At 38.8% G+C, this 24,849-nt stretch carries 25 protein-coding genes; 10 read left to right on the forward strand and 15 right to left on the reverse strand.

Translation table 11 applies throughout. The features are described from left to right. Positions 1-813, reverse strand: coding sequence for a thioredoxin fold domain-containing protein (locus tag M2R48_RS01340; protein ID WP_004818569.1), 813 nt, complete (start codon positions 811-813; stop codon positions 1-3). A 122-nt stretch (positions 814-935) separates the two neighbouring features. After that, positions 936-1,853, reverse strand: coding sequence for a site-specific tyrosine recombinase XerD (gene xerD / locus M2R48_RS01345; protein WP_004718381.1), 918 nt, complete (start codon positions 1,851-1,853; stop codon positions 936-938). A 168-nt stretch (positions 1,854-2,021) separates the two neighbouring features. On the opposite strand from xerD, the gene M2R48_RS01350 reads away from it, so the two are divergent. From M2R48_RS01350 to M2R48_RS01360, 3 genes are read left to right on the forward strand one after another with little or no spacing between them, the layout of a single operon-like run. After that, positions 2,022-2,291 carry a ferrous iron transport protein A gene (locus M2R48_RS01350; protein WP_004718380.1) on the forward strand — a complete coding sequence of 90 codons (270 nt, stop codon included), beginning with the start codon at positions 2,022-2,024 and terminating at the stop codon, positions 2,289-2,291. After that, positions 2,291-4,153 (forward strand): ferrous iron transport protein B, encoded by a 1,863-nt coding sequence (gene feoB / locus M2R48_RS01355; RefSeq protein ID WP_034613576.1) that lies wholly within the window; start codon positions 2,291-2,293, stop codon positions 4,151-4,153. Before M2R48_RS01350 ends, feoB begins: the two co-directional genes overlap by 1 nt. Before the next feature lie 29 nt (positions 4,154-4,182). Then, a complete protein-coding gene (locus M2R48_RS01360; RefSeq protein ID WP_262084854.1) occupies positions 4,183-4,434 on the forward strand; it encodes a DUF6587 family protein in 252 nt (83 codons plus the stop codon). Between the two features lie 201 nt (positions 4,435-4,635). Here the strand turns inward: M2R48_RS01360 and M2R48_RS01365 are convergent, their stop codons facing one another. The 3 genes from M2R48_RS01365 to M2R48_RS01375 all read right to left on the reverse strand — a co-directional run bounded on the left by M2R48_RS01365 (position 4,636) and on the right by M2R48_RS01375 (position 6,932). Then, the gene (locus M2R48_RS01365; protein ID WP_004718377.1) at positions 4,636-6,438 is read right to left on the reverse strand and encodes an ABC transporter ATP-binding protein; all 1,803 of its coding nucleotides are present in this window, start codon (positions 6,436-6,438) and stop codon (positions 4,636-4,638) included. Positions 6,439-6,570: 132 nt separating this feature from the next. After that, positions 6,571-6,765, reverse strand: a complete 195-nt coding sequence (locus M2R48_RS01370; protein WP_262084855.1) for a hypothetical protein — start codon at positions 6,763-6,765, stop codon at positions 6,571-6,573. Then, a complete protein-coding gene (locus M2R48_RS01375; RefSeq protein ID WP_262084856.1) occupies positions 6,762-6,932 on the reverse strand; it encodes a hypothetical protein in 171 nt (56 codons plus the stop codon). Before M2R48_RS01375 ends, M2R48_RS01370 begins: the two co-directional genes overlap by 4 nt. A gap of 111 nt (positions 6,933-7,043) precedes the next feature. On the opposite strand from M2R48_RS01375, the gene M2R48_RS01380 reads away from it, so the two are divergent. Then, positions 7,044-7,667 carry an alpha-ketoglutarate-dependent dioxygenase AlkB family protein gene (locus M2R48_RS01380; RefSeq protein ID WP_262084857.1) on the forward strand — a complete coding sequence of 208 codons (624 nt, stop codon included), beginning with the start codon at positions 7,044-7,046 and terminating at the stop codon, positions 7,665-7,667. On the opposite strand, the gene M2R48_RS01385 is transcribed toward M2R48_RS01380, so the two are convergent. Together M2R48_RS01385 and M2R48_RS01390 are read right to left on the reverse strand one after the other, a co-directional pair. Beyond that, positions 7,652-8,353, reverse strand: a complete 702-nt coding sequence (locus M2R48_RS01385; RefSeq protein ID WP_262084858.1) for an NAD(P)H-dependent oxidoreductase — start codon at positions 8,351-8,353, stop codon at positions 7,652-7,654. The two genes, M2R48_RS01380 and M2R48_RS01385, sit on opposite strands and share 16 nt — an antisense overlap. 313 nt (positions 8,354-8,666) lie before the next feature. Next, positions 8,667-9,455 (reverse strand): IclR family transcriptional regulator, encoded by a 789-nt coding sequence (locus tag M2R48_RS01390; protein WP_004818582.1) that lies wholly within the window; start codon positions 9,453-9,455, stop codon positions 8,667-8,669. Positions 9,456-10,000: 545 nt separating this feature from the next. Between M2R48_RS01390 and M2R48_RS01395 the strand changes: the two genes are divergently transcribed. The 3 genes from M2R48_RS01395 to M2R48_RS01405 are packed head-to-tail and all read left to right on the forward strand — an operon-like array spanning position 10,001 to position 13,356. Continuing rightward, positions 10,001-12,085, forward strand: a complete 2,085-nt coding sequence (locus M2R48_RS01395; protein ID WP_262084859.1) for an FUSC family protein — start codon at positions 10,001-10,003, stop codon at positions 12,083-12,085. 2 nt (positions 12,086-12,087) lie between these two features. Continuing rightward, the gene (locus M2R48_RS01400; RefSeq protein ID WP_151957579.1) at positions 12,088-12,294 is read left to right on the forward strand and encodes a DUF1656 domain-containing protein; all 207 of its coding nucleotides are present in this window, start codon (positions 12,088-12,090) and stop codon (positions 12,292-12,294) included. Positions 12,295-12,345: 51 nt separating this feature from the next. Beyond that, positions 12,346-13,356, forward strand: coding sequence for an HlyD family secretion protein (locus tag M2R48_RS01405; protein WP_262084860.1), 1,011 nt, complete (start codon positions 12,346-12,348; stop codon positions 13,354-13,356). 53 nt (positions 13,357-13,409) lie between these two features. Here the strand turns inward: M2R48_RS01405 and M2R48_RS01410 are convergent, their stop codons facing one another. The 4 genes from M2R48_RS01410 to recN form a co-directional block, all read right to left on the reverse strand. After that, positions 13,410-14,123: an SDR family NAD(P)-dependent oxidoreductase gene (locus tag M2R48_RS01410; RefSeq protein ID WP_262084861.1), complete on the reverse strand. Its 714-nt coding sequence runs from the start codon at positions 14,121-14,123 to the stop codon at positions 13,410-13,412. 14 nt (positions 14,124-14,137) lie between these two features. Beyond that, positions 14,138-14,581, reverse strand: a complete 444-nt coding sequence (ruvX, locus tag M2R48_RS01415; RefSeq protein ID WP_004718362.1) for a Holliday junction resolvase RuvX — start codon at positions 14,579-14,581, stop codon at positions 14,138-14,140. Beyond that, entirely contained in the window at positions 14,574-15,128 is a 555-nt protein-coding gene (locus M2R48_RS01420) for a YqgE/AlgH family protein (protein ID WP_004718361.1), read from the reverse strand. The genes ruvX and M2R48_RS01420 overlap by 8 nt, the downstream gene beginning before the upstream one ends. Positions 15,129-15,445: 317 nt before the next feature. Beyond that, complete coding sequence (gene recN / locus M2R48_RS01425) at positions 15,446-17,107, reverse strand: DNA repair protein RecN (RefSeq protein WP_262084864.1); 1,662 nt, start codon at positions 17,105-17,107, stop codon at positions 15,446-15,448. A gap of 530 nt (positions 17,108-17,637) precedes the next feature. Here recN and M2R48_RS01430 point away from each other — a divergent pair. The 3 genes from M2R48_RS01430 to M2R48_RS01440 all read left to right on the forward strand — a co-directional run bounded on the left by M2R48_RS01430 (position 17,638) and on the right by M2R48_RS01440 (position 19,827). Then, a complete protein-coding gene (locus M2R48_RS01430) occupies positions 17,638-17,961 on the forward strand; it encodes a pyrimidine/purine nucleoside phosphorylase (RefSeq protein WP_004718357.1) in 324 nt (107 codons plus the stop codon). A gap of 160 nt (positions 17,962-18,121) precedes the next feature. Next, entirely contained in the window at positions 18,122-18,877 is a 756-nt protein-coding gene (gene rlmB / locus M2R48_RS01435; protein ID WP_004818598.1) for a 23S rRNA (guanosine(2251)-2'-O)-methyltransferase RlmB, read from the forward strand. A 38-nt stretch (positions 18,878-18,915) separates the two neighbouring features. Continuing rightward, positions 18,916-19,827: a DMT family transporter gene (locus M2R48_RS01440; protein WP_262084865.1), complete on the forward strand. Its 912-nt coding sequence runs from the start codon at positions 18,916-18,918 to the stop codon at positions 19,825-19,827. A gap of 83 nt (positions 19,828-19,910) precedes the next feature. Here the strand turns inward: M2R48_RS01440 and coaE are convergent, their stop codons facing one another. Genes coaE through pilB form a run of 4 tightly spaced genes read right to left on the reverse strand, consistent with a single transcriptional unit; the run spans position 19,911 to position 24,396 of the window. Continuing rightward, complete coding sequence (gene coaE / locus M2R48_RS01445) at positions 19,911-20,510, reverse strand: dephospho-CoA kinase (RefSeq protein ID WP_262084866.1); 600 nt, start codon at positions 20,508-20,510, stop codon at positions 19,911-19,913. A 26-nt stretch (positions 20,511-20,536) separates the two neighbouring features. Then, positions 20,537-21,418, reverse strand: coding sequence for a prepilin peptidase (locus M2R48_RS01450; RefSeq protein ID WP_262087431.1), 882 nt, complete (start codon positions 21,416-21,418; stop codon positions 20,537-20,539). Between the two features lie 5 nt (positions 21,419-21,423). After that, entirely contained in the window at positions 21,424-22,653 is a 1,230-nt protein-coding gene (locus tag M2R48_RS01455) for a type II secretion system F family protein (protein ID WP_262087433.1), read from the reverse strand. 27 nt (positions 22,654-22,680) lie between these two features. After that, positions 22,681-24,396, reverse strand: a complete 1,716-nt coding sequence (pilB, locus tag M2R48_RS01460; protein ID WP_105714638.1) for a type IV-A pilus assembly ATPase PilB — start codon at positions 24,394-24,396, stop codon at positions 22,681-22,683. Between the last annotated feature and the right edge of the window lie 453 nt (positions 24,397-24,849).

Raw genomic sequence — 24,849 nt, forward strand, 5'->3', positions numbered from 1 at the left:
TTATTTATTTAAACGGCTTTCAATTTCGTCAGCAGTCATATAACCGCCCAGATATTCACCCTCTGCATTGTAGATTGCAGGGGTACCATTTACACCCATTTTTAGACCTAAAGCATATAGGTCACGAACTGGATTTTTACAGCTTGCTGGTGGAAGCGCAGTACCGGCAATGGCTTGATTAAATGCAGCACTACGGTCTGCACTACACCAGATACTTTCCATCGTCGGTATAAATTGTTCACCACGTGGCCATGCGATATAACGTATTTCAATACCTTTAGCCGTGATTTCACTGATATGTTCATGAAGTTTATGGCAATAAGGACAGCTTGCATCAGTAAATACATAGATGACATGTTTAACCTTACCTTGCGCAGGGTAAACCAACAGGTCCTTAATATTTAACTCAGCAAGATATTTCTTGTTTTCTGCAGCTTGTATTTTGTCACCAATGCTACTGAGTTTATCGCCACCTAAACGGATTACATCGCCTTGGATGAGGAATTTACCATCAGATGTTGCATAGACTGAGCTCATGCCTTCCATACTGATCCAATAAAGATTTGGCATTTCAGTCGGTTTCGCATCTAAAATTTTGGCTTTAACACCAGCCTTTTTGAAATTGGCCTGTAATGTTTGGATTAGACGTTGTTTTGCATCACGCTCAGTTAAATTCGATGCCTCACCTGTTGCAGGTGCAGTCGCAGTTAAAGTGTCATCTTTTTTTGAGTCTGGATTCTTCGAACAAGCACTCACTGCCATCGTGCTTGCAATAAGACAAGCCAACATCAATTTTGAACGATTCAATTGCATAAATAACTCTTTATGTTTCTTCAGCATGATTTGAGGGAATTAGCATAACAAAATTTTTAATAGTGTACTTTAAAACTTGATTAAGGGATGTAAATTGCTGATATACACGCCATGCTCAGTCATCAAGCGCGTGGATGATATTTTTCATGCAGCTGTTGCATACGGATTTGTGCGACATGGGTATAAATTTGTGTGGTCGATAAATCACTATGCCCCAAAAGCATTTGCACCACCCGTAAGTCAGCACCATGATTTAAAAGATGCGTTGCAAAAGCATGGCGTAAGGTATGTGGTGATAGCTCTGCTTGAATCCCAGCTTGTAAGGCATAACGTTTGATGGCATACCAAAAGTTTTGACGACTCATGATGCCACCATGTTGGGTTAGAAATAGATAATCGGTAGCGGATTTATACAGTTGTGGGCGAGATTCTGTTAAATATTTTTCCACCCATTCACATGCCATGCCCCCCAAAGGCACCAAACGTTCTTTATTGCCTTTACCTGTGATTCTTAAATAGCCTTGTTTTAAATTGATCAAATCTAATCTTAAATTGAGAAGCTCTGAAACACGTAAACCACAAGCATAAAGCACTTCAAACATGGCGCGATCACGCAAACCTAACGCTGTTGTGACGTCTGGTGCTTGGATCAGTGCTTCAACGTCCTGCTCCGATAAATCTTTAGGCAATGCTCGTCCGAGTTTTGGGGTTTTATGGGTCGCGACAGGATTATCTAAACGAATCTTTTGTTCACGTAAAAACTTAAAAAACGAACGTAAAGCAGAAAGTGAACGGGCAATTGACCGAGGGCTTTTGCCTTGTTTAGTGAGTTGAATAAGCACATCGGAGATGTCTTCATGTGTCCAATTCGGAAGGTAAGAATTTACACATTCACTACATTGAATTAAGTCAGATAAATAGGCGTTTCTTGTATGAGGACTGACCGTTTGCGCAATTAAATAGTCACGGAATCCCTGTAAAAAGCCTAGATTTTCAGGAATGGCAACAGCAGCAGGAATACGTGGTTTCTTATTTAGCATGGTCTTCGGTGGTGTTTAAAACTTATTAGTTGATGGAATGTAGACTAAAAGAAAACATAAGTCGAATATCGTATTTGAATGAGAATTGTAATCAAACCTTACTTGGTAATTATTCTCATTTGTATGTATAATAGTCTGTCTATCGTGTAAATTTTAGGGTTAATTGCTGTGCGTTTGTCAGACTTGAAAGTAAAGCAAACTGCCATTATCGCAAAGGTCAATCGTACCTCGCAAGATAATGTCAATCAGCCAGATTTAGTGGCGAGTCGTTTAGAAACTCTAGGTTTTGTGCCTGGCACACGTGTACAAGTGATCACAAAAGGTGTTTTTGGTGGTGATCCTATTCTCATTCAAATTGGTTTTACTCGATTTGCGTTACGCAAGATCGAAGCCGAAAAAATTGAAATACATCAGGCATTAGAAGGAGCTTCCGCATGATGAGCGAAACTTTACGTATTGCTTTAGTGGGAAATCCTAACTGCGGTAAAACTTCACTTTTCAACCATTTAACCGGTACGCGTCAAAAAGTTGCCAACTATGCTGGGGTGACTGTTGAACGTAAAGTGGGTACATTTAATTTACCTTCTGGTCGTGCGGTGCGTGTTCTGGATTTGCCTGGAACGTATAGCCTTGATGCAGCCAGTCCTGATGAAGCCATTACCCGTGATGTGGTTTTGGGGAAAATTGCCGGTGAACAAGATCAACAGGCATTTTTATGTGTAGTGGATGCAACCAACTTAAAATTACATTTGGGACTGGTGCTTGAAGTCATTGAACAAGGCAAACCGATTCTGCTTGTATTAAACATGATGGATGAAGCGCGTCGTCGTGGGATGCAGATCAATACCCAAAAATTATCACAGCGTTTAGGTATTCCCGTGGTGGAAACGGTTGCTGTGCGTAATGCAGGGATTGAAAACTTGATGGGTGCTTTGGAAAATGAAAAATTCCACACACCAAGTGCAGAACTGAGTGATGTTAAGCTTTCAGGTTCCAATCATGAAAAAATTGACCAAATCTTAAAAGATGTGGTGATTTTTTTAGATCATGAAGACAAACGTACTGATTTTCTCGATAAGATTTTTTTACACCCCGTTTTAGGACTTCTTAGCCTTGCGCTGATGATGTTTATTGTTTTCCAAGCAGTATTCGCTTGGGCAGCGCCATTTATGGATGGTATTGAAGAATTTTTTGGCTGGTTTGGTGGCTGGATTGGGCAGTTTATTACCCAGCCACTACTTCACAGCTTAGTGGTCGATGGGATCATTGCAGGTGCAGGTAGTGTAGTGGTGTTCTTGCCACAGATTCTGATTCTGTTCTTCTTTATTTTGGTTTTAGAAGAGTCAGGCTATCTACCGCGTGCGGCATTTCTACTCGATAAATTGATGTTTAAAGCAGGCTTAAGTGGTCGGGCATTTATCCCACTGTTATCCAGTTTTGCCTGTGCGGTACCTGGGATCATGGCGACTCGAAGTATCAGTGATCCACGAGATCGTTTGGTGACGATACTGGTTGCACCGTTGATGACATGTTCAGCGCGTTTGCCAGTGTATGCCTTGCTGATTGCTGCATTTATTCCAGCGAAAATGGTTTGGGGCTTCCTTAATCTACAAGGTTTAGTGCTCTTCGGTTTATATATGGCGGGAATTGTGAGCGCACTCATTGTTGCGACCGTGCTGAAATTTTTCCAGAAAGATAAATCACAACATGCTTTATTGATGGAATTACCAAGCTACCGTATCCCAGATATAAAAAGTGTATGGATTGGGTTGTTAGACCGTGCCAAGATCTTCTTAAAGCGCGTCGGCGGCATTATCTTCGCTTTATCGATTTTATTATGGTTCTTATGTACATTCCCTCAGCCACCAGAAGGCGCGACATTACCCGATATTGACTACTCTTTTGCTGGGATGTTGGGGCATGTGATGCACCCAATCTTTGAACCGCTTGGATTTAATTGGCAAATCTGTATTGCTTTAATTCCAGCGATGGCAGCACGTGAAGTTGTGGTTGCTGCATTGGGTACTGTTTATGCTTTATCCGCAGCGGATGATGATGCAGTTGCTCAAGGTTTATCACATCTGATCAGTCAGGGTGATTTAAGCTGGTCAGTTGCAACAGGTTTATCGTTGTTGGTGTGGTTTATCTATGCACCGCATTGTTTAGCGACATTGGCTACGGTAAAACGTGAAACAGGTTCTTGGAAAACTGTTGCTGGTATGACAGTTTATCTATTTGGTTTGGCTTATTTAATGGCTTTCCTCACTTATCAAATTGCGTCACGTTATTTTGGTCTATAAGCCAGAATCTTGAAGCAAAGGAGCTAGAGATGATTGAATTTTTGATTATTGCGGTATTGGTGATTTGGAGTACAATTTTTGTATTTAAGAAAGTCTTCCCAAAGTCAGCGTATTCGGTGTTTTCTAAACTGGCTCAATTTTGTCAGTCGCAAGGTTGGAATCGTTTAGCCAAATGGATTCAGCCTGCGATGGTGAGTGGATGCGGTGGCGGTTGTGGTTGTAGTAGTGCTGAAACGGACAATCCTAAAAAAGTTGAAGTCCAAGCCGTAAAATGGAAATGATTGGCCTCTAAATTATTACCCTAAAAAGAAAAAAGCCATTCTAGAACATAGAGTGGCTTTTTATTTGTATATGGGAATAGTAGTTCGTAAAAGATAATTTATATCGCTATCTGATAGACATATCTTGGATGATCCAATGCTGCAAAAAGCAATTTAATCAGTATGAGCTTCTGTAGGTTGATATAAAGCACCAACTAGACTTTAGCTATGGGTTTCTTCTTCACCATCATCTTCAAAAGTTCGTGCAATTTTTTCGATATTTAAACTTTTAGCCATCGCATCAAAAATTTCCTTATAAGCACCATCTTGATGATAAAGATCATGATGTTCACCATGCTCAACGATTTGTCCTTCTTTCATCACATAGGTGTAATCGGCATCAATAATTTGTGAAAGGCTATGCGAGATCATAATCACAGTTCGGCCTTGTTTAATCTCATCTAAACTTTGTTTGATTTGCTCTGAAGCGATGGCATCTAAACTCGCTGTGGGCTCGTCTAAAAAGATAATTGGCGGGTTTTTAAGGAACATTCGAGCAAGTGCGATTCGCTGTTGCTGTCCGCCAGACAATAGCAAGGCATCTGCTTCATAGGCATGCGGTAATTTTAAAATCTGCTCATGAATCGAGGCTTTTTTGGCAGCTGCGATGACTTCTTCATTGCTTGCATGGGGCTTACCATAACGAATATTTTCTAAAATTGAGCCTTGGAAAATATGATTCTTTTGCAATACTAAGCCAATATGTTCTCTTAAATAGTGTGTATCGAGTTGTTCTAAATCAATCCCATCGAGTTTGATACAGCCTGAGTTCGGGGCGTAAAATTTATCCAATAGGCTGATTAAGGTTGATTTTCCCGCACCTGATAAGCCGACTAAGGCTGTGATTTTATTGGGTTGAATAGTCATGTTAATCCGATGTAAGGCTTGATGACCATTCGGATAGATAAAATCAACATTTTCCAATTCAAATTTGCCATGAATTTGAGGTTTCATTAAACCACTGGCTTCGATTTCATGATCTGCTTCTAAGATACTAAAGAAGCTTTCTGAATAGATCATTGCCGAGTTAATTTCATCATAAATACGGTGCAAAGAGCGGATCGGTGCAGACACGTTATTGAACAACAATACATGGTACATGATCATTCCTATACTCATTTGTCCATCTAAAACAAAATAAGCAGTTAAGATAATGATCAGGACTACACCAACTTGTTCGATAAAGGTTTTTAAACCATCAAAAATATAGCTGGTTTGTCGAGTTTGCATCTGATTTTCAGTCAGTGATTTTTGTAAATTCAGTTGCTTGGTGGATTCAACAGCCTCTTTATTAAAAGATTTAATCACTGTAATTGAGTTAATAATACTCAAAATACCTTGATTCTTCTTTTCCATGTTATCGCGTAAGGCTCGACGTTTGCCAGAAAGCTTTTGTGATTGTTTAAAGGTCAGCCAAAAGTAAATTGGTACAATGATTGTCGCGACTACACCCACCCAAAAATTGGCATAATACATTAGGGCTAAAGCAATAATTGCACTGGTAAATAAAGGTAAAATATCAATAAAAAAGATTTGTACCAGTCGAGTGAGCGAGCTTACTCCACGGTCGATACGGGTTTGTAATTTTCCAGCTTGGTTATTTTTCTGATCGAAAAAGGCCAATCGATAGGTAATAAACTTTTCGATAATGCCCTGAGATAGGTCCTGTGAAATTAAAATTCTGAGTTTTTCACCAAATGATTTTTGCCCAAACTGAACAATTGCATTGATGACTTCTTTGGCCAATAAAACCACAGTAATGGTAATGATAATGTGCCATCCATCCGCTAGGCCTTGTCCTGCTTGGATCAGCTGGTTAATGCTGTCTACAGCATATTTAAGTGTAAGAGCATTAACCTGAGCGGTGAGTGAGCCAATCAACGTTAACACTAAGGTGACGATGACAAGCCAGCGGTAGGGACGTACAAAGGGGCGTAATTTTTGAAATAATTGCCATAAATTCATAGGTTTTTGCTTTTTATCAGCTTGGTTTTAGTCTAAAGCTGAATAAACTTTGCTACAAGTGATTGCTATGTTTTGAATTGTGAAAGATTTTAATGATGTTTTACACTAGTCCAAATCTTCACGATCAAAATCCTATTGAAATTGGTCTGCTAATTTAAATCCGAGTTGATTAAGCTTTTCAAAATACTTGAGATAGTCTTGATCTTCCATATCATATGGAAGATCATCCCATAGAAAGTGAACCAGCCATTGATACCAACGTGGTGGTGCTGGGTAACGATGCAAATAGTTGACCTTTTCAGCAAAGCTCATTTTTTGCTGACTCATCCTTCATCTAAATACATCATATGTGATTCTCCGCTTCCCATTCGCCATCCTATAGAATAAGGATGGTATTCTGGTGCAAAAATCCATGGCGGTGGGACTTCGCCATATTTGGCTAAATAGGCTTGGACGCCTTCTATATACCACTGTTCATTTAAATATTTACCCATGATATGACCTACTATTCTTCATATTAAAGTTGTTTAATTTTGATCAAAAATGACTTGTTTCATGTTAAATATTGATTCATTGTTGGATTAACCAGTCGCTCATTTTAGACAATGAATTTAGATTTATTTGAACCTGAAGCACAAGATAATTTACTGCCTTATGATGGGGTAGTAAAAGACTTTGGCTTAATTTTGGATCATAAACAAAGTCAAAAATATTTAAATTATTTCCTACAGCATTTGGCTTGGCAACATGATGAAGTTTATTTGCATGGCCAATATTATAAAACTGAGCGCAAAGTGGTGTGGTATGGCGATGATGATTACCAATATCATTATTCAGGTATGGCAAAACAAGCCCATATCTGGAATCCCGCTTTATATCGACTCAAACAGCATATCGAGCAACTCACAGGGCAAACTTATAATTCCTGTTTGGCAAATTTATATGAAAATGGCTCACAAGGCGTGGGTTGGCATAGTGATGATGAGCCATCATTGGAAGCGCCCAACCACAATGTGGTGATTGCTTCATTGAGTCTAGGTGCTACTCGAAAATTCAGTTTTAAGCACAAGTGGAAAGCTAAAAAAGTAGATTTACTTTTACACAGTGGTCAGTTGATTGTGATGCAAGGGCAGACCCAACGTTATTGGAAACATACCCTCGCCAAATCTACACGAATTTTAGCGCCTCGTGTAAATTTGACCTTTCGTTACTTTTATCCAAGTGGATAAAGCTTGTCATCAAATTGTTCAAGTTTAGGAAAGTCTAATGCAGGTAAATTTTCTAAGTTATGTAAATATTGCTGATAATCAAGCAGGATTTGTTGACGTGCTTCATTAGAAATATAAGGGACATGGTAAGCGGTAAATGGTGGCAGCACGTCAAAGCCTGCATAAGCTAAAGTTCCACGTTGGATCGGCAGTAACAAGTCTTCAATTGAACCATGAATCGCATGATCACCAAACATATGTTCACGGCCACCCAAAGTAAAGCTTAACAAGGCTTTTTTCCCCACCATGCCGCCGTGGTTATAAAAACGTTTACCACCATAGAAAATACCTGAAACGAATACGCGATCAATCCAGCCTTTTAAGATGGCAGGTACAGATGTCCAATACATGGGGAAACTTAAAATCACTAAATCTGCTTTTTGTACTTTTTCAATTTCAATCTGAATGTCTGCGGCAATCTGCTTATTTTTACAAGCATGGCGTTGCTCCAAAGCATAATTCATATATTCAGGATGACTCAGTTCTGAGAAATCCTCTCGTGATGCGATTGGATTAAAATTCATGGCATACAAGTCTGAAACCTCAACTTGATGCCCTAATTTTTCCAAGACATCAATAGCATGATCTTTCATCGCAGTTGTAAATGAAAGGGGTTCGGGGTGTGCATGGACGATGAGGATATTCATAACATTCCTTAATTAAAATTATGCATCATTGTTATTGGGTGGTTTAGATTATTCCTCAATGAAAATGATTCGCCAATTACTCTAATTATTTTTTTAATGGCTTAAAAGTGAACTCAATGGATAAAAAAATTGCACATAAAAAAGCCTATGTTTAAACACATAGGCTTCTTTACTCTGAGGAGGAATTGTCTTCGCAAAAACAATGTCCAAAAAATCATGGATTACTGAAGAACATAATCATATTATGAGAATATAAAAACATTATCAAGAGATAAAAACATTACAAAATGTTAAATTATCAAGATGATTGCGCTTATGGGTGAAATTCAGATAATTGGTCATTGGCAGAGAGTGCTTGATAGCGTTTTTCAATCTGTGCAGCAGACTCTTGCAAGGTTTCAATTAGTTTTGGGGTGTTGACGTATTCAAAACGATTTTTTGAAGCAAGTACGGTCAATGCTAAAGGCGCTTCTTTACTTGAAAACTTCACCGGGATAGATAAGCCAGAAACATTTGGATCAAGTTCACCTTGTGAAAAATAATAACCTTGTTTTTTTATTTTTTTCATTTTATTAACAAAGGTTTCTTCATTTTCAGCAAAACCAACTTCAGTTAATTGTGTTGCAAAGCGAAGGTAATATTCATGAATTTTCTGTTTAGATAAATGCGCCATGATCACTTTAGGTGAAGAGCCCATAAATACGGGACGAGGGCAACCACGACCATAAGAAAGTAAAGTTTCATCACGATACACCTCATGATGAACATCAATACAATAGTCATCATTTAAATGTGTCAGTAAACAGCAAAGCTCTGTACGTTCTGAAATTTCTTGCATAAATGGTTTGCTGATTTGAACCAATGGATCGGTGGTTCTAGAAATATAGTCCATCACAGCAATTTTAGGACCAAGGGTGTAATCGCCTGAAGTTCCATTTAAGCGTTGCAAAATATCAGCCGAAACTAATTCTTTTAAATAGCGATAGCTGGTCGGTTTAGATAAACCAAGCTCTTCACAAATCACATCGACATTAATTACTGGGCGAGACACCGAAAATAAATCCAATACGGTGAGAATTTTGCCAAAACTGGAAAGTGCCATTGATGACCTACTCAATTAGTGAGAATCAAAAAAAATAATAATGAATGTTACTTTATAACAAATTGTTCAAGAAAAAACAGTGGAATTTGCATTGTAAATGCAAATGATTCTACATTTTTAACTTTAGTGGTTATTTTGAGAAAAAGCACTACATTTGAACACTAAAGTAAATTATATTTAGTTATATTATCAAAATGAGATATTTTTATTGATTATTTGTGTTTTTTTTGAGATTATTGCTGATATGAATATCCAATGGTGAATTTATACTTTTCTAGAAGTATAAATTTTTATCATAAATTGAGTCCTTCTCTACTCAATCGTTGTATTTGAGCAGATGCCTAAATTTGTTCTTCTATTCACATCTTTTTTTTAACCACACTGTTTATTTGACTAAGCAGTGCGGTTTTTTGGTCGCTAAGAAAAGAAAATGTGATGTGTACAACAATCCCTTATAAAAGTGGTGAATATCAGCTTCCTAGATCTTAGAGAGCTAGAGATGACAGAGAAAATCAATGAAATTGAATTTATAGTGAGTTGCTTGCATGTTACTGATCAAACCCTTATTGGCTTTTAGACCCAATAAACTCGATTGGATTTTTGCGAGCAAAACTTTCATTGCAGGAATGCTGGCACTCTATATCGCATTTGAGCTCAACCTGAGCTATCCGATTTGGGCGATTGGTACAGTCTTTGTGATTGCCAATCCTTATTCGGGCATGATGGCATCAAAAAGTATCTATCGAATTTTAGGAACCTTGATCGGAGCAATTTTTGCTATCGCAGTGATGCCTCATTTGGTTAATACCCCTTGGTTATTTACCTTTGTACTGGCAACTTGGGTGGGGATCTGTCTATATCTGTCTTTAATCGACCGATCACCACGCAGTTATGTGGTGATGTTAGCGGGTTATACCGCAGTGATTATTTGTTTTAACTCGATTTATTATATCGAGACGGTGTCCATTTTTGACATGGCAGTGGGTCGTTTCTTAGAAATCTCGTTGGGTGTGGTGTGTAGTGCAGTGGTCTCTGCCACTATATTTCCTATGCATATTGGGCCTGTAGTCGAACTCCGTGTCACTAAAACCATGCAAGACACCAAACAGGCTTTTGACTCAATTTTGTCTGATCCGGCACATACAGATAATTATACTCAGCTATTGACCAATATCACGCGTGATACAACAGATATTCATAGTATGGCTGTGCATTTAAGTTATGAAACTTCAAAATTTAAAGGCATGACCAAACCACTCCAAGAGTTGCTACATCAAGTGACGATGTTAGTGGCTAACTTGGTCGCAATGTCAGAACGGATCAAGCAACTGGATCAAATTGATTTAACTTATCGTCCGTATCTGCTTGAGTTTCATCAAAAGATTGATGATTTTTTAGAAGGTGAGAATGCCATTCTTGAAGATGAGCTTAAGCACTTACCTGAACATTTTGACCAAGAATTTCAAACCATCACTGAACATGCAACTGCTAAACAACAGGTGATTTTGGGCAGTCTAAAAATGGATATTCGCCATTTTATTCAAAATGTTCGTGCAGTGAAGTTTATTTGGCAATGCATGCAGCAAGGTAATCATAGCTTACCTGAGTCCATTGTACCTTTAACCACAACCTATCCCAGTTTACATCGTGATTATGGCGTTGCGGTACGTGGCGGGATATCGGCATTTTTAACAACCAACATTGCCTGTGCATTTTGGATTTTAAGTGGCTGGAAAATGGGCTTTATGGTGGCAGAAATGGCCGCAATTACAGCATGTATTTTGACCTTTTTAGATGACCCTGTACCTGCACTAAAAATATTTATCCGCTCCAGTATTTATGCCGCTATTTTGGTTTTTATTTATGCATATGGGATTTTTCCGCATATCACCGCATTTTGGGAGTTAGCCGTTGTATTAGCCCCCTTTATTATGTTCTGTGTGATGTTGTATTTACACCCGCCTTTGCATGCACTGGGTTTACCGCTGATTATGAGTACGATTATGGGGTTAAATCTGCAAAACCGTTATTTGATGGATCAGATCACCTTTTTTGATGCTTCGATTGCAACCGTGATTGGGCCGATTATCACGGTTTGTATTATGCAAATGGTACGTTCAATGTCCCCTGAAATGACAGTAAAACGGATGTTGGCTTTACACTATAAAGCCATGCGGGAAAGTATTGCGATGTCTTATGGAACGGGCTTTAGAATTCATTTACGCAGTATGCTTGATCGTATTGGCGTGTTAAATACCAAATTGATTCAGTCAGAACAGCTCAAAATCGAAATTAATAATGCTTTGATTGAGTCGAGTGCCGCAATTGATTTAACTCGTTTGCAGGAGCTGGTCCAAAAATTGTCGCCTGAATCTACGACGACCAGTGCAATTGTTAAATTACAAGGCCTACTTAACCAGTGGTTAATCGAAAAAGCTGTAACTCAGCCTGATGATAACTTACGACAAGCATTGATTCAGCAATTTGATCAAGTCTTACAAGATGCGCAAACGGTAGGTGATCAAGATATCCGACAGCGTATAGAAATTTCTGTGAATAATATTCGTAATAGTATTTGTCATATTCATCTGGTTGATGCACAACCTTCAACTGTTTTATTGGGAGCATAAATATGGGTGAGCTCAACATTTATGGTGTTTATGTCCCAATATTTTTAATTCAAGCAATTCTGGCATTCATCATCTGGAAAGTGGTGTGTATTGGTACAGATCGCTTGGTTGAAAAAGAATGGATTGCATTACCTGGAATTTTTAATATTTGTATCTATTTGATTTTATTATGGTTGATTCATTGGGTATTTATTCAGATGACGACTTAGCCGCTGTAATAGAGCTGATTTACTTTTAAGTTTAATGATTGGAAAATTGAAATGAATACGTTTGATATACGTAAGGCAATCCGGCCGATATCATTGGGTATCGTGGTGATTATTGCGATATTTTGTGCGCTGCATATCTGGAATTACTACAATGCAGAACCTTGGACACGTGATGGGCGTGTCCGTGGCGATGTTATTCAAGTGTCTTCTGATATTGCTGGTTTAGTCACAGAGGTGATGGTTCAAGATAACCAAACCGTGAAAAAAGGGCAGGTGCTTTTTAAAATCGATTTAGCACGCCAAACTTTAGACGTGGAACAAGCAAAATCAGATCTTGCAAAAGCCCAGTCAGGACTGGCTGAAGCAGAAGCGGGGCTTGCTGAGGCAAAAGCCAATATTGTGAAGTCAAAAGCCAATATCAATCTTGCAGATAAAAATGCACGTCGATATGCAGACCTGATGAATGGAGCGATCTCTAAACAAGAACAAGATCAAATGTTTGCTACACGAGATCAGTCCCATGCAGAGCATCAGCAATTGCAAGCTGCGGTACAACAAGCAGAAGCCAATATCAAACAACAAAAAGCCTTGATTGAGGCAGCAATCAGTAGTGTGCATTTGGCGCAATTGAATATGCAACGTTCAGAAGTGATTGCACCAGCAGATGGAACATTATCAAATTTTGATTTGCGTGCAGGGAATTATGTCAAAGTTGGGCAAGCTGTTGCCGCTTTACTTGATCGTAAACAGCTCTATGTTGTGGGATATTTTGAAGAAACCAAACTCAATAAAATACATCTAGGTGATCCTGCAACAGTACAACTCATGGGCGATTCTTTGAAATATAAAGGCCATGTTCAAGGGATTGCTTCAGGGATTGAGGATCGTGAACGGACCACTTCATCAGGCTTATTGGCCAATGTAAATCCAACATTCAGCTGGGTACGTTTGGCTCAACGGGTACCTGTGAAAATTATTTTAGATGAAGTACCCCATGATTCATTGGCCTTTGTCGCAGGGCGTACCGTGACAGTACATATTTTGGAAAAAGCAAAAAAATAACCATCATCCATCATTAAACTTTGATCTTGAAGCCCATTGAAAAATGGGTTTTTTTATAGATTTAAGTCTGCCATAGCGGGCATATTAATTTCTTTAACACAGCTGGCTTGACTGGTGGATAAGATAAATTTGATGGCAAGAATAACGTCTTGTAAGGGAATTAACTCATGATTACTCTGTTGTAAAACTTCATCTACAGATGTATTCAGATCAAATTCAGTCGCTAAGTAGCCTAGATTTAATATGCTTACTCCAATCTGGTCTTTGCGTAAGCTTTCTCGAAGAGCGTGGACAATGCCTCTGAGGGCAAATTTACTGGCTGAAAAGACCACTTCTTTACCGTTATGATTATCTAGTCCCCACGTAGAACCAATCAAGATAATTTTTGCATTTGGAGACAATCTAAGATTCTCAATCAAGGATTGAATTGCCAAAATACAGGATTGAATATTGGTATGAATTAAACTTGATATTTCAATGTCAGTGCATTGTTCAAAGTCATAATCTGCTTGGAAGGCTTTTGTTTCCCAGATCCCCACATTGTAAATCAGATAATCTATAGGCTGGTTTTGAATTTGATTTTTAACTAAATCCCGAGCATGTTCAGGTTTTGATAAATCAGCAGAGATCCATTTGAAATGAACAAGGTCACACTGTGGTTGAGAACGTGAAATACCAAAAACCAGATCTTGTGTTTGAGGTACTGCGTGTAAAATAGCTTGTCCCAAGCCTTTGCTTACACCATAGATGACATAAGTTTTTGACATTTTTAATGCTCAGTTTAAGGGGTAATGCCTTCAGGGTTTCGATACCAACTTTCAATAAATAAAGCAGCTGCAATACTATCCGCTGCTAATTTCTTTGCTCGGCCTTGCGCGTGGTAATGATCGAGTTCATCTCGTGCTTCACGTGTGGTTAAGCGCTCATCGACCATCAGAGTTTCAATATTGGTTTGATGACGTAAACGTCGTGCAAATTTGCGTGCGCGTGTGGATAATTCTGACTCGGAATCATCCATATTTAATGGTAAGCCGACCAGAAATAAATTTGGTTGATGCTGTTTGATGATCTTAAGCAGTTCATCCCAATTGGGGATACCATCTTTCATTGGGAAAAGTGCAAGCGGTGTTGCACTTTCAATCATGGAGGAGCCTACAGCCATTCCCGTTTTTTGTGTACCAAAATCAAATGCAATAATCAGTTGTGGGGAATTAAAATCAGGCATGTCCAATCTCAGAAGATAACCAAGTACGATCAATCCCTATTTTACGATAAGCAGCATCCCAACGGTCGGTATAAGGCAAATTAAACACCAAATCCATGTCTGAATCACAAATCAACCAATCGCCACGGGTAATTTCATCTTCAAGTTGATTTTTAGTCCAGCTGGCATAGCCCAATGCAATTTGATAACGACCAACACCTTCATTGTGTGCAATCGCATCTAAAATATCTTTGCTGGTGGTAATACACAGATTTTCACCCACGGCAATCGAAGAGTGCCAGGTTGGTTGTCCTGTATGAATCACAAAACCCGCTTCAGGACGCAATGGACCACCTTGTAAGACTTCATGCGGATGCACATTATCTGCTTCAATTTCTAAGTCATTCAGAAGTTCTTTGACTTGAATACCTGAAGGTCGATTGATAATAATACCTTGCGCACCATCTTCATCATGACGGGCAAGATAGATTACTGTATTGGCAAAGAAATCATCAGCAAGATCAGGTGGTGCAATCAAGCAGCGATGAGAAAGATATTGTTTTGGCACCGATATGCAACTCCTTTTCAATCCGCTTAAATATTTTTAATTGTTTAAATAAAATCTATATCTATATAAATAGCACAATTAATATCAATAGGTTGTGAATATTTTAAAAGCCTGTAAAAACAACCCAAGTTTTTCATCAATATGTTTAAAATATAAACAAAATGGTGTCCAAATAAAAATGTACATCCCTATAAAAGCGATAACAATACGGCGAGTGAATAGATGAAAGCGCTTATATTTCAAAATAGGAATAAAAAACCAGTAACGTTGGACTGGTTTTTATAGGAGCATTCTTTTTTATACACTAGATTGAAGTATTAAGATGGCTGAAATTTCAATTGTCTTAATTGTTTTGCATGCTGCAAAGTGGTTTCACCAATTTCAATACCGCCTGTCATTCGTGCCAATTCTAAAATAAGTTGCTCTTCTTCTAGTGCAACGATGGTACTACTTGCAGGATCTGTTTGTAGTTTTTTCACCAATAGGTGTTGATCGGATTGGGCCGCAACCTGAGCTTGGTGAGTAATACATAAAATTTGAACGTGTTGCCCCAAGCCTGCCAATAAACGTCCAACAATCTCAGCGGTACCACCACTGATTCCGACATCAATCTCATCAAACACTAAAACTTCTGCTTCAGTTTTTTCGGCATTCATCACTTGCATGACCAATGCAATACGTGAGAGCTCACCACCAGAAGCAACACGTGCCAGTGGTTGAGGTGGAATACCTTTATTGGCAGTAAAGAGTAATTGAATAAAGCTTAAACCTTCCGCAGAAGCCTGTTCCAATGGTTCAAATTTAAATTCAAAATGTGCTTCTGGTAGCGCCAGTTGTTTGACTTGCTCAGTCAGTTGTTTGGCTAAAGGTTCAGCGGCATCACGACGAATCTGATCTAAATGTTGTGCTTTCTCTACAAACACTTGATGAGATTGTTCAACTTGCTCAGCGAGGGTTTCAGGATCTTCAAGTTGATGTAGTTGCTCTAATTCATTTTGCCATGTTTCATATTGCTGTTTGAGTTCATCGGGCTGAATACGGTACTTACGTGCCAAGCGATGAAAGACTTCGAGTTGTGTATTTAACTCATCCATACGTTCAGGATCAAAACTTTGACGGTCTATAAACTGACGTAAATTTGCTGTTGCATCATCAATTTCACTTTGTGCGTTGATCAATGAATTGTAAATTTCAGACAGCAGTTCACTTCGTCCAGCATGCGATTCTAAACGTCGAATAATTGAAGAAATTTCTTGGGTAATATTTTGTTCAGATTCATCAAGAACATTTAAGCTATAGCCACAGTCTTGCATGATGTGTTCATGGTGACTTAAACGATCAAATTCTTGTTCGATCTCTTTATAATCAATACGAATGACATCTTCGAGTTCTTCAAGTTGTAATTTTAAAGTGTCAATACGTTGCAGGCGATTGGCTTGTGCATCAATCGCCGCCTGATGTGTACGAATATTTTTTTGCCAAGTGCTATACGCATCCCGCACATCTTGGGCAGGCTGATAAAAATTACTATAACGATCTAACCAGTGCTTTGGGTAGGGCGGCTCAAGCAGTTGTTGTTGGCTATGTTGGCTGTATAGCTGTACCAAGAGGCGTCCAAGTTCTTTTAATTCAGCGAGGCTACTGGGACGACCATTGATCCATGCTTTGCTGCGACCTGTTGCAAAGATCACCCGTCTTAAATGAATTTCACCAGATTCATCATCTAATTCATGAGTGTTAAGCCAATTTGCTTCTGGACTCTGTACTTGATAGCTAAAAACCGCCGTAATATCGGCTTTTTCAGCACCATAACGCACATAATTGGTATCGGTACGCTCACCTAAACAGGCTGACAACGCATCTAATAATAATGATTTACCCGCACCTGTTTCACCTGTAAGCACGTTGAACCCTTGCTCGATATCAATAGCAAGGTTATCAGCTAAAGCAAAATTGATCAGATTTAAGTGTGTCAGCATAAACGCATCCAAGCTGCGAACGGTGAAGTTCTAAGATAGTGAAGTTTTGTTGTGGTCACAAGTCAGAAGGTATTCTAATACGAAGTAATTTTAAGCATTCTAAATAATTTTAATATGAAAATGTAATTTCCTTTGCTTAAGTTGCCAGTAAAAACATCAAAATAGATAAATCCTGTTGAATTAGATAAAAAATGAAGCAAATATCTAGATTTTTTATGACTGATTTTATGCAACAGACATTTGAATCTATTGATCTGCATCTTTTATCAGCCAATATTGAAACAAGACATTTCTTCAGTCTAAGTAGGGAATAAATTGAGCATCCACAGGATTGGTATTCTTGGTGACGTGTATTGTGGTTTTTGGTCTTTATTGTTAGAGAAGCTTAAGCTTTGATATAAGCGGACTGATAAAGCAGAGCAAAAATAGAAATAGCTTAACCTTAAAAACATAGATTGATTAGTTTGCGGAGCAACATTAAACTACATCGAACATAATTTTTATAAATGCGCATTATCTGGAGAATACGCATGTCAGCTCAGTATGATCATGTATCAGTAGTTAAAAAATCTAATGTATATTTTGGCGGTTTATGTATTAGCCACACTGTGCAGTTTGAAGACGGAACCAAAAAGACTTTAGGGGTCATTCTTCCAACAGAAGAAGCTTTAACATTTGAAACACATGTGCCTGAACGTATGGAAATTATTTCTGGTGAATGTCGCGTTAAAATCGCAGACAGTGAAGAAAGTGAGTTGTTCCGCGCAGGTCAGTCATTCTATGTGCCTGGCAATAGTCGTTTTAAAATTGAAACGGATGACGTTTTAGACTACGTTTGCCATTTAGAAGGCTAATGAAAAAAGCTTTGCTTAAAACAGACCTATGCTGTTGTTTTTAAATTAGGCAAAGAATTTTTAAGCTAAATCGGTTAGACTAAAGCATCAAATAGAATCCTGTAAAGTTGGCTTTGCAGGATTTTTCATTTCTATCATCATGTTGTTAATGAGGTTGTTCATGGCGAAGTCCGAATATTATTATGGCGTTCATTCAGTGGAGTCATTATTGGAGTTAGAACCTGAACGTGTTTTAACCTTATTTACCTTAAAAGGTCGTGATGATCAGCGTTTACAGCGCATTCTCCAGCTTGCAGAGCCTTTTGGAATCAGTGTCCAAAAAGCAAGTCGCGATAGCTTGGAAAAGTTGGCAGGTCAACCTTTTCACCAAGGCGTGGTCGCAGCTGTTCGCCCACATCCTGTATTAAATGAAAAAGATTTAGATCAGCTTCTAGAGTCAACCCAACAACCTTTATTGCTGGCTTTAGACCATATCACGGATCCGCATAATCTAGGCGCATGTATCCGTACAGCGGCAGCTATGGGTGTAGAAGCGGTGATTGTTCCGCGTGACCGTGCGGCAACATTGACCCCGACTGCTCGTAAAGTTGCAGCAGGTGGGGCTGAAAAAGTGAAGTTTATTCAAGTCACCAATTTGGCGCGTACGCTTGGACAAATCAAAGAAAATTATAATGTCCGTGTGGTCGGTACTATGCTCGATGAAAAAGCATTACCTATTCAGAAGTTTGATTTTACAGGAACACCAGTATGTGTGGTGATGGGTGCGGAGGATACTGGATTACGTCCAATCACCCAATCGCAATGTGACCAAACTGTATTTATTCCGATGGCTGGAAACTTACAAAGTTTAAATGTAAGTGTGGCTACTGGTATGGCGTTGTATGAAGCATGTCGTCAACGTCAACAAAGTGAATGATTTAGTTTAAATTGTATCGGTAAGATTAGAGAAGCAACATGATGACCTCCCGTACTCAAGGCTACATGTATGTCGCCATTACAATGTGTATTTGGGGAGGTTTTACGATAACCTCAAGACTGAATGCAATTTGGCATATCAGTCCATGGGATATCACCGCATTACGCTTTTCTTTGGCATTTTGTATTCTGATGCCGATTTTAATCTATAAAAAAGACACGACTTTTCTATTTAACAAACAACCTTTTATTTTGGCAATGATTGGCGGTGTTGCCTATTGTTTGACGTCATATACTGCATTTCACTTTGTCCCTGCGGCACATGCAGCCATTTTTTTAAATGGTTGTATTCCATTGTGTACAGCTTTAGCTGGTTTTTTACTTTATCGCCAACCATTTGATAATCATATATGGATCAGTTTAACCATCATGCTCTCTGCGATTTCTGTGATGAGTTTTTTGATGTATAGCGAAACAGGCGTTGCTTTTGGTATTGGTGATTTACTGTTTTTTATCAGTGCAATTTGGTGGGGGACTTTTACTGTATTACTGCGTCAATGGCAACTATCCGCATGGCACGCCATGGCAGGTGTTGCGATTTGGTCGGCGATCGTTTATGTCCCAATTTATTTGTTGTTTTTACCTAAACATTTAGATCAAGTGTCCACACCACATTTGGTCATGCAAACGTTGTTTCACGGTATTTTCGTGGTGATCATTGCGACTTTGGCTTATGTCGAAGCAATTAAACGATTAGGTGCTTTTAAAACAGGCAGTATCGTCACACTTGCGCCTTTTATTGCCGCAATTATCGCTGTACCTTTGTTAAATGAACCTATAAGCCTTGCGATGCTGTGTGGCTTGATTGGTATGGGCATTGGTGCTTTACAACCGTGGCGTTGGTTTACCCATAAAGACAGTTTGCAAAAGCAGTTGGATGAGAAGAAATAGATCAAACAGGTTAAATTGATGCAAAATTGATTGATAAAAATCTATTTGAAAGAAACCTATTTGAAAATGATGAGACACACAATTTACTGCTGTGCCTGTTTTAGATACTGTTGATGTAAAGACTCTAATTTTGCATATAGATGATCAATATGCCCATCATTGAGCACAATATCATCTGCTAATTTTTGCTTTTCATGACGTGGCATTTGTGCTGCAATAATTTTTTGAATTTGTTCGATGGATTGGCCATCTCGTTGTGCAGCACGTAAGATTTGCATGTCCTCACTGGCATCAATCAATAGCGTGCGTTGAGTGAGTTCATGTTGATTGGTTTCAAACAGTAGCGGTGAAACCAAAATCACATAAGGACTGGTTGCTGCTTGTAATTGTTGAATAATCTCAGCGCGAATCGCAGGATGGGTAATTGATTCAAGTTGTTGTCGTGCTAATGGGTCTTTAAAAATATGTTCTCTCAATGCACGACGATCAAGTTCACCATTGCTTAATAGTACCCAATCCCCAAAAACCTCTTTAATTTTTTGAAGCGCGGGCTGTCCTTTTTCAACAATTTCTCTTGCAACAATATCAGCATCAACAACTGTAATCCCTTGGGTTTCAAACCACTGACTTGCTGCGGATTTACCGCTACCAATTCCACCTGTTAAACCCAAGATAAACGTCATTGCGCATTCCTAATACTGTGTTGAAATTATTGACCTAAATATACTTTCATAATTTGCTCACCCCATAAAAATGCAATCCATCCTGCAATTGCAATATAAGGACCAAAGGCAAAAGGGACATTTTCTTTACGAATCTTAAGTAAAATAATACCAATGATCGCACCCACTATAGAAGACAGTAGGATAATTAACGGTAACATCAAGGGCCCCATCCAAGCGCCAAGTGCAGCAAGCAGCTTAAAGTCACCATAGCCCATGCCTTCTTTGCCTGTCACTATTTTAAATAGATAGTAGACAATCCAAAGACACAGGAAACCAATAATATATCCCCAGATTGCAGCACTTGCTGTTGTATAGAGATGAAATGAGTTAATACCTAAACCTATTGCAGCTAAGGTTAAGGTAAAGCGATCGGGAAGTAACTGAGTGTCAAAATCAATAAAAGTAAGCGTGATCAGCACCCATGTCAGTAACACACCAAAAACCATTTGTAGCGTTGGACCGTAAACAGCAACGACTGTCAATGAACACACCGCAGTTAAAAGTTCAACCAATGGATAACGAATACTAATCGGGTTTTGACACGAAGCGCATTTGCCTCTTAAAACCAACCAACTGATAATGGGGATATTTTGATACCAACGAATTGGAGTTTTACATTTGGGACAGGTAGAGGCTGGTTGACTGAGACTGAGCTTTTCTTCATCAATCACAATCTGTTGTGAGCCTGCCAGTAGTTGGCATTCTGCATGCCATTCCTGTCGCCATTCTTTTTCCATCATCTTGGGGGTACGGTAAATGACTACATTTAAAAAACTACCAACACATAAGCCTAAAACACCAATAGTCAGATAGAGTGCTATTGGTGATTGAATCAGAAAATTTAACAAATCATGGAACATATTCATCATTATCAACCAACCACTGAACCCATTTGGAAAATAGGCAGATACATCGCAATCACTAGACCACCAATAAGAACACCTAATATCGCCATGATTAATGGCTCCATCATTGAGGTTAAACCATCCACCGCATTGTCGACTTCATTTTCAAAATGCGTTGCAACTTTATCTAACATCGCATCAAGCGCACCCGATTCTTCTCCAATCGCCACCATTTGAATGGCCATAGAGGGGAATTTATTGGTGACACGCATGGCAAAGTTCAATTGTTGCCCAGTGGCGACATCCTCGCGAATTTTCATTACCGCTTGTTCATAAACCACATTATTGGTTGCACCAGCTGTTGACTCTAAAGCTTCGATTAAAGGGACCCCTGCCGCAAATGTTGTGGCAAGTGTACGGCTATAGCGTGCAATGATGGCTTTATAAACCAGATCGCCAAAAATAGGCAGTCTCAGTGCTGTTCGGTCTAGAAAATCCTGAAATTTTTTACTGCGTTTTTTGGCTTCTAAAAAAGCAGTAATCACAACAGCAATAAAGATAATCAAAATAAACCAATAACTTTGCATCCAATTGGACATATTCACCACCATTTGAGTAAATGCGGGGAGATCTGCACCAAAAGAGCTAAATAAGCCTTGAAAGACAGGAACAACTTTCACCATTAAAATAATAGTAACGATAATTGCGACTGCAATTACAGTCATTGGATATTTCATGGCTTTTTTAATTTTTTGCTTGAGTAATTCACTTTTTTCTTTATAGATCGCCACACGATCAAGCATGGTTTCCAAAGCACCAGATTGTTCACCAGATTCGACCAATGAACAAAACAAGCTGTCAAAATAGCGAGGGTATTTTTTTAATGCGCCAGCAAAGGTATTTCCCCCTTCAACTTCACTTTTAATCCCCAGTACAATTTCACGCATAGAGGGATTTTCTAGTCCTTCTGCAACGATTTCAAAGCTTTGTACTAATGGTACACCCGCTTTCATCATCGTGGCGAGTTGACGAGTAAAAATGGTAATGTCTAGGGTTGAAACTCCTTTTTTTAGTAAGCCTTCAAGAATATTTTTCTTTTTTTCTCGAATGGTTTTAATGGTGATGCCTTGTTTTCGCAAGGTGACTTTGGCCAGTGCCATATTGCGAGCAGGTAGTTCGCCTTTGATTTTGATCCCTTTACGATCAACCCCGTCATAAGCAAATGTAGGCATCATTTGAGCTTTTTTAGCTGCCATCATAATTTCCTTGAATATTGATTATATTTATTCGCTGGTCACACGGTTAATTTCTTGTAAAGAAGTTAAGCCATTGATGACCTTAATTAAACCTGAACGTCTTAAATTATCAAACCCCAATTTCTCCGATGCCGCCGCAATTTGCAGCGCATTGCCATCTTCCATGATAATTTTTGAAATCTCAGGTGTTACTTTCATCACTTCGTAAATCCCGACACGACCTTTATAGCCTTCACGGCATTCATTACAGCCCACAGGTTGAAAAATTTGTAAGTCAGGGTTGCTTAAGTCTTGTTCGGTAAAGCCCATTTCTAACAGACTCTGTCTAGGGATTTCAACGGGTGCTTTACAATGATTACATAAACGTCTTGCCAATCGTTGTGCAATCACAAGATTGACTGAGGTGGCAATATTAAATGAAGGTACACCCATATTACGTAAACGGGTTAATGTTTCAGGTGCGCTGTTGGTATGTAGGGTAGACATCACCATATGCCCCGTTTGAGCCGCCTTGATCGCAATTTCGGCAGTTTCGAGATCTCGAATCTCACCGACCATGATAATGTCAGGATCTTGACGCAGGAATGATTTTAGTGCGACCGAAAAGCTGAGACCTGCTTTAAGATTAACGTTGACTTGATTGATCCCTTCCAAGTTAATTTCAACTGGATCTTCGGCTGTGGAAATATTTGAACTTTCTGTATTGAGGATATTTAAGCCCGTATAGAGAGAAACAGTTTTACCTGAACCTGTGGGGCCAGTAATCAGTAACATGCCTTGAGGTTTTTCTAAGGCCTCCATAAATAATGCTTTTTGCTTTTCTTCATAACCCAGCGCATCAATACCCAACATTGCGCTGGAAGGGTCAAGAATACGCAGTACCAATTTTTCGCCAAATAATGTCGGTAGTGAATTCACACGAAAATCAATGGCTTTGGTCTTTGATATTTTTAACTTAATACGGCCATCCTGCGGAACACGCTTTTCAGAAATATCCATTCTAGACATCACTTTTAGACGTGATGCCAAACGGCCAGCTAATTGCAAGGGGGGATTGGTAATGGTTCTTAGTACTCCATCTACACGATAACGCACCCGATAACTTTTTTCATAAGGTTCAAAGTGTAAATCTGATGCACCCATACGAATCGCATCGATCAAGAGTTTATTGATATATTTAACAATAGGTGCTTCTTCTTCTGAAGCCTCATCGTCATCATCTTCTGATGGAGGGTTGTCATCAGTGGCAATGATATCAACATCAAAATCTTCATCACCAAAATTAAAGCTTTCCTCTACAGTAAAGTGCTTTTCTAAATACTTTTCTAATTTATGATGTTCAACAATGATCGGTTCAATATTCAAACCGCAGTTAAAACGAATGGCATCCAGCGCTTCTATATTGGTCGGATCACTGGTGGCGACATATAAAATATTGCCACGTTGTACCAAAGGAATCACTTTATGCTTAGTGACTAAATTTGGCTCAATAAGCTCCTTGGGCAGTATGTCAGGATTAAAGCTATCAAGATCAAAAATGGGTTCTCCAAATTCTTGGGAGATCATTTCAGCAATGATCAGTGGCGGTATATTTAGTTTTTCACTGAGATAAGCAACAATACTCACTTTATTTTTTTGAGCGTTACTGAGCGCATCTTTCATTTGCTGGGCAGATAAAAAACCTTCGTCGACTAAGCGACGGATATACCCCGAAAACTTAGGTGAACCATTTTGCATAGACATCCCCAAAACACATTAAATTTCATTTTATAATTTGAATACGAAAATTATACGATGATCCTTAGAAATATCTAGAATTAAACGTATTTTTTATAGAAACATATTTGAAAATAACTTGAGCCAATCAGGCTTTTTACCGTTATCTTTGAAATGATTTATGTTTCTTTGCTTTATATTAGGGGTTGTTGACAATTCGTCTATGTTAGCGACTACGTGTGTTTTTTAGGCGATACTAGGCGCGAGATACGAAATTTAGTCATTCTAAATGATGAGAAACATCGTTTCGCAAGGTAACACGTAGCGTCAAAAAACACGCTAGTCCCCCGCTGCGCCTTGCGCTGCAAACAAAGCAGTGCTTTGTTCTTGCTCAGGGTTGTGGCTAAAATTATCTCAGCCTACGTTATGAAACTCGAAAATAGTCTCGCTATTCTCTTCGTTTCATGCCTTGCCTGCTCA

It is taken from the genome of Acinetobacter sp. I-MWF, assembly GCF_025433935.1.
GTDB lineage: Bacteria > Pseudomonadota > Gammaproteobacteria > Pseudomonadales > Moraxellaceae > Acinetobacter > Acinetobacter guillouiae.

Coding starts and splice junctions, on each gene's coding strand:
- coaE (WP_262084866.1), bottom strand. CDS start 20,510: ATGACGTTTATCTTGGGTTTAACAGGTGGAATTGGTAGCGGTAAATCC.
- xerD (WP_004718381.1), bottom strand. CDS start 1,853: ATGCTAAATAAGAAACCACGTATTCCTGCTGCTGTTGCCATTCCTGAA.
- M2R48_RS01340 (WP_004818569.1), bottom strand. CDS start 813: ATGCAATTGAATCGTTCAAAATTGATGTTGGCTTGTCTTATTGCAAGC.
- M2R48_RS01440 (WP_262084865.1), top strand. CDS start 18,916: ATGATGACCTCCCGTACTCAAGGCTACATGTATGTCGCCATTACAATG.
- M2R48_RS01395 (WP_262084859.1), top strand. CDS start 10,001: ATGTTACTGATCAAACCCTTATTGGCTTTTAGACCCAATAAACTCGAT.
- M2R48_RS01390 (WP_004818582.1), bottom strand. CDS start 9,455: ATGGCACTTTCCAGTTTTGGCAAAATTCTCACCGTATTGGATTTATTT.
- M2R48_RS01455 (WP_262087433.1), bottom strand. CDS start 22,653: ATGGCAGCTAAAAAAGCTCAAATGATGCCTACATTTGCTTATGACGGG.
- M2R48_RS01400 (WP_151957579.1), top strand. CDS start 12,088: ATGGGTGAGCTCAACATTTATGGTGTTTATGTCCCAATATTTTTAATT.
- feoB (WP_034613576.1), top strand. CDS start 2,291: ATGAGCGAAACTTTACGTATTGCTTTAGTGGGAAATCCTAACTGCGGT.
- M2R48_RS01360 (WP_262084854.1), top strand. CDS start 4,183: ATGATTGAATTTTTGATTATTGCGGTATTGGTGATTTGGAGTACAATT.
- M2R48_RS01380 (WP_262084857.1), top strand. CDS start 7,044: ATGAATTTAGATTTATTTGAACCTGAAGCACAAGATAATTTACTGCCT.
- M2R48_RS01410 (WP_262084861.1), bottom strand. CDS start 14,123: ATGTCAAAAACTTATGTCATCTATGGTGTAAGCAAAGGCTTGGGACAA.
- M2R48_RS01430 (WP_004718357.1), top strand. CDS start 17,638: ATGTCAGCTCAGTATGATCATGTATCAGTAGTTAAAAAATCTAATGTA.
- ruvX (WP_004718362.1), bottom strand. CDS start 14,581: ATGCCTGATTTTAATTCCCCACAACTGATTATTGCATTTGATTTTGGT.
- M2R48_RS01370 (WP_262084855.1), bottom strand. CDS start 6,765: ATGAGTCAGCAAAAAATGAGCTTTGCTGAAAAGGTCAACTATTTGCAT.
- M2R48_RS01385 (WP_262084858.1), bottom strand. CDS start 8,353: ATGAATATCCTCATCGTCCATGCACACCCCGAACCCCTTTCATTTACA.
- M2R48_RS01450 (WP_262087431.1), bottom strand. CDS start 21,418: ATGAATATGTTCCATGATTTGTTAAATTTTCTGATTCAATCACCAATA.
- recN (WP_262084864.1), bottom strand. CDS start 17,107: ATGCTGACACACTTAAATCTGATCAATTTTGCTTTAGCTGATAACCTT.
- pilB (WP_105714638.1), bottom strand. CDS start 24,396: ATGTCTATGCAAAATGGTTCACCTAAGTTTTCGGGGTATATCCGTCGC.
- M2R48_RS01405 (WP_262084860.1), top strand. CDS start 12,346: ATGAATACGTTTGATATACGTAAGGCAATCCGGCCGATATCATTGGGT.
- M2R48_RS01375 (WP_262084856.1), bottom strand. CDS start 6,932: ATGGGTAAATATTTAAATGAACAGTGGTATATAGAAGGCGTCCAAGCC.
- M2R48_RS01365 (WP_004718377.1), bottom strand. CDS start 6,438: ATGAATTTATGGCAATTATTTCAAAAATTACGCCCCTTTGTACGTCCC.
- rlmB (WP_004818598.1), top strand. CDS start 18,122: ATGGCGAAGTCCGAATATTATTATGGCGTTCATTCAGTGGAGTCATTA.